The sequence below is a fragment of the Mycobacterium sp. UM_11 genome, assembly GCF_001414075.1.
GTDB lineage: Bacteria > Actinomycetota > Actinomycetes > Mycobacteriales > Mycobacteriaceae > Mycobacterium.
In genome coordinates, this window is sequence record NZ_LATC01000202.1 from 1 (window position 1) to 2,627 (window position 2,627).

A 2,627-nucleotide genomic window follows, 5' to 3' on the forward strand; every position below is an offset into this window, starting at 1 on the left:
CCACCGGCAGTGCGCGGACACGGGCCAAGACGGCATCGAGATCGTCGAACACCGCGTCGACGTCTGGATGACCGCTTGGACTCATACCCCCGAACCTAATGACCCCCACCGACAAAAATGCGCCCGAGAATCGCCACAGATACACACTCGCGCAAAAACTTTCAAAACTTCGCCCGAGCCGTGCGGCCGCCGGACCAAAAAGCCGCAAAATACCCGCTCGGAGACCTGCCGGGCGAGGTCCCGCGTCTTGTCGGTGCGCGGACTTAAGCTCGCGATGCCCGGATAACCACGCAGTTCGAAAGGGGGCCGCCGCCATGCGATTCCTGCACACCGCCGACTGGCAGCTCGGCATGACGCGGCACTTCCTTGCCGGTGACGCCCAGCCGCGCTACTCCGCGGCCCGGCGCGACGCGGTGGCCGGTCTGGGAGCGCTGGCGGCGGAGGTGTGCGCCGAGTTCGTCGTGGTGTCCGGCGATGTCTTCGAGCACAATCAGCTTCCCCCGCAGGTCGTCGGGCAGAGCCTGGAAGCCATGCGCGCCATCGGGATTCCGGTCTACCTGCTGCCGGGCAACCACGACCCGCTGGATGCCTCGTCGGTCTACACCAGCGCGCTGTTCGCCGCCGAACGCCCCGACAACGTGGTGGTGCTCGACCGGGCCGGCATCCATCAGGTGCGGCCCGGTCTGGAGATCGTCGCCGCGCCGTGGCGATCCAAGGCCCCCACCACCGATTTGGTTGCGGAAGTTCTCGGCGGCCTGACGCCCGGGCCCGTCACCCGCATCCTCGTCGCCCACGGCGGGGTCGACATCCTCGACCCCGATCGCGACAAGCCCTCCCTGATCCGGCTCGCCGCGCTCGAGGACGCGCTGGCGGCCGGCGCCGTGCACTATGTCGCACTGGGGGACAAGCATTCGCGCACCGAGGTCGGCAACAGTGGCCGGGTCTGGTATTCGGGCGCGCCGGAGGTCACCAACTTCGACGACGTCGAATCGGACCCGGGCCATGTCCTCATCGTCGAGATCGACGAAGCCGACCCGCGCCGCCCCGTCACGGTGGAGCCGCGGCACGTCGGCCGCTGGCGGTTCGTCACCATGCACCGGCAGGTCGACACCAGCCGCGACATCGCCGACCTGGACCTGAATCTGGACCTGATGACCGACAAGGAGCGCACCGTGGTGCGGTTGGCGCTCACCGGATCGCTGACGGTCACCGACCGCGCCGCGCTGGATGCGTGTCTGGACAAGTACTCCCGCTTGTACGCCTGGCTCGGCCTGTGGGACCGCCGCACCGACCTGGCGGTCATCCCGGCCGACGGCGAATTCAGCGACCTCGGCATCGGGGGATTCGCCGCCGCGGCCGTCGACGAACTGGTGGCCACCGCCCGCGAGGGAGACTCCGAGCACGCCGTCGACGCGCAGGCCGCGCTGGCATTACTACTACGCCTCACCGATCGGGGCGCCGCATGAAGTTGCACCGCCTGATCCTGACGAACTACCGCGGCATCACGCACCGCGAGATCGACTTCCCCGACCACGGCGTCGTCGTGCTGTGCGGCGCCAACGAGGTCGGCAAGTCGTCGATGATCGAAGCCTTGGACCTGCTGCTGGAGGCCAGGGACCGCTCGACGAAGAAGGAAGTCAAGCAGGTCAAGCCCACCCACAGCGACGTCGGCTCCGAGGTGAGCGCCGAACTGAGTTGCGGCCCTTATCGATTCGTCTATCGCAAGCGGTTCCACAAGAAATGCGAAACCGAGCTGACGATTCAGGCGCCGCACCACGAGCAGCTCACCGGCGACGAGGCGCACGAACGGGTCCGCGCGATGCTCGCCGAAACGGTGGACAGCGACCTGTGGCATGCCCAGCGGGTGCTGCAGTCCGCGTCGACGGCCGCGGTGGATTTATCGGGCTGCGACGCGCTGTCGCGTGCGCTCGATGTGGCCGCCGGCGACACCGGCGCGCTGTCCGGCACCGAGCCGTTGCTCATCGAACGCATCGACGCGGAGTATGGGCGCTACTTCACCCCGACCGGGCGTCCCACCGGTGAATGGGCCGCGGCGATCACCCGGCTGGCCGACGCCGAGGCCGCGGTGGCGGAATGCGCCGCGGCGGTCGCCGAGGTCGACGAGCGGGTGAATCGGCACGCCGTCCTGACCGAACAGGTGGCCGAGCTCGAGCAGCAACGCGTCGCCGCAGGCCCCCGGCTCGTCGCCGCGCAGGAGGCCGCGGAAAGGATCGCCGAACTGACCGGCCAGGCGCGCGAGGCCGGGTTGGTCGCGACTGCCGCGGTGGCGACGAGCGCCGCGGCGACAACCGCGCACAACGCGCGGCTGCAACTACTCGCCGAAATCGACGCCCGCACAGCCGCTGTCGCGGCCGCCGAGGCCCAGGCACTGGAGGCCGTCGAAGCGTGCGGGGTGGCCCAGGTCGACGCCCAGACCGCCGCCGCCGCGGCTCAGGAAGCCGCCGAAGCCCTTGCGGACCTACAACGCCGCGCCGAATCCGCCCGCAACACCGTGGCTCAGCTCGCCAATCGCGACGAGGCCGAGCGGTTGAGCGCCCGGCTGGCCAAGGTTGACGCCATCCAACAAAACCGCGACCAAGTGTGCGCGGCGCTGGGCGAGATCGCCA

At 69.4% G+C, this 2,627-nt stretch carries 2 protein-coding genes; both read left to right on the forward strand.

Translation table 11 applies throughout. The features are described 5' to 3' along the window. Positions 1-314 precede the first annotated feature (314 nt). Complete coding sequence (locus WU80_RS24520) at positions 315-1,466, forward strand: exonuclease SbcCD subunit D (RefSeq protein ID WP_055405671.1); 1,152 nt, start codon at positions 315-317, stop codon at positions 1,464-1,466. Beyond that, positions 1,463-2,627, forward strand: a 1,165-nt coding sequence (locus tag WU80_RS24525; protein ID WP_156371884.1) for an AAA family ATPase, incomplete at its 3' end; no start/stop codon positions are given. The genes WU80_RS24520 and WU80_RS24525, both read left to right, overlap by 4 nt.

What these genes read in the sequence shown, in the direction of transcription:
- WU80_RS24520 (WP_055405671.1), top strand. Translation starts at nt 315, where the DNA reads ATGCGATTCCTGCACACCGCCGACTGGCAGCTCGGCATGACGCGGCAC.